This is a genomic window from Desemzia sp. AGC72 (assembly GCF_057334175.1).
The window spans coordinates 1-1,794 of sequence record NZ_JBHFIG010000012.1 but is presented as its reverse complement, the minus strand read 5'-3'; the positions used below and the strand labels follow the sequence as shown (position 1 = coordinate 1,794).

2 rRNA genes are annotated in these 1,794 nt (G+C 52.0%); both read right to left on the bottom strand.

Annotated elements, in window-relative coordinates:
* Nucleotides 1-70 (bottom strand): 5S ribosomal RNA (gene rrf, locus ACE025_RS06315); the annotation flags it as partial.
* An 80-nt stretch (nucleotides 71-150) separates the two neighbouring features.
* Nucleotides 151-1,794 (bottom strand): 23S ribosomal RNA (locus tag ACE025_RS06310); the annotation flags it as partial.

Below are 1,794 nucleotides of genomic sequence, written 5' to 3'. Positions count from 1 at the left end.
CGGCGCTAAGAAGCTTAACTTCTGTGTTCGGCATGGGAACAGGTGTGACCTTCTTGCCATCATCACCACACATATAGAGAACCTTGCGCTCTCAAAACTGGATTTGTCTAGTATCACATTCGTTCGGATCCGTTGAATCCACCTAAAATCTTGGTTAAGTCCTCGACCGATTAGTATTGGTCCGCTCCGCCTATCGCTAGACTTCCACTTCCAACCTATCTACCTGATCATCTCTCAGGGGTCTTACTCACTTACGTGATGGGAAATCTCATCTTGAGGGGGGCTTCACGCTTAGATGCTTTCAGCGTTTATCCCTTCCACACATAGCTACCCAGCGATGCTCTTGGCAGAACAACTGGTACACCAGCGGTGTGTCCATCCCGGTCCTCTCGTACTAAGGACAGCTCCTCTCAAATTTCCTACGCCCGCGACGGATAGGGACCGAACTGTCTCACGACGTTCTGAACCCAGCTCGCGTACCGCTTTAATGGGCGAACAGCCCAACCCTTGGGACCGACTACAGCCCCAGGATGCGATGAGCCGACATCGAGGTGCCAAACCTCCCCGTCGATGTGGACTCTTGGGGGAGATAAGCCTGTTATCCCCAGGGTAGCTTTTATCCGTTGAGCGATGGCCCTTCCATGCGGAACCACCGGATCACTAAGCCCGACTTTCGTCCCTGCTCGACTTGTAGGTCTCGCAGTCAAGCTCCCTTCTGCCTTTACACTCTACGAATGATTTCCAACCATTCTGAGGGAACCTTTGGGCGCCTCCGTTACATTTTAGGAGGCGACCGCCCCAGTCAAACTGCCCGTCTGACACTGTCTCCCAGCCAGATCATGGCTGAGGGTTAGAGTGGCCATACAGCAAGGGTAGTATCCCACCAATGCCTCCACCAAGACTGGCGTCCTGGCTTCAATAGCTCCTACCTATCCTGTACAAGCTGTACAGACACTCAATATCAAACTGCAGTAAAGCTCCATGGGGTCTTTCCGTCCTGTCGCGGGTAACCTGCATCTTCACAGGTACTATAATTTCACCGAGTCTCTCGTTGAGACAGTGCCCAAATCGTTACGCCTTTCGTGCGGGTCGGAACTTACCCGACAAGGAATTTCGCTACCTTAGGACCGTTATAGTTACGGCCGCCGTTTACTGGGGCTTCAATTCTGAGCTTCGCCGAAGCTAACCCATCCTCTTAACCTTCCAGCACCGGGCAGGCGTCAGCCCCTATACGTCATCTTTCGATTTAGCAGAGACCTGTGTTTTTGATAAACAGTCGCTTGGGCCTATTCACTGCGGCTGACCAATGGTCAGCACCCCTTCTCCCGAAGTTACGGGGTCATTTTGCCGAGTTCCTTAACGAGAGTTCTCTCGCACACCTTAGGATTCTCTCCTCGACTACCTGTGTCGGTTTGCGGTACGGGCTGTTTGTTTCTCACTAGAAGCTTTTCTTGACAGTGTGACATCAGAAACTTCGGTACTTGATTTCCCTCCCCATCACAACTCATCCTTAGAGAAGCAAGCATTTCACTCACTTCAAGACTCATTGCTTGGACGTGCATATCCAGCAGCACGCATTTCTTAGCCTCCTGTGTCCCTCCATTGCTCAAACAAAACAAACAGGTACAGGAATATCAACCTGTTGGCCATCGCCTACGCCATTCGGCCTCAGCTTAGGTCCCGACTAACCCTGGGAGGACGAGCCTTCCCCAGGAAACCTTAGTCATTCGGTGGACGGGATTCTCACCCGTCTTTCGCTACTCATACCGGCATTCTCACTTCTAAGCGCTCCAC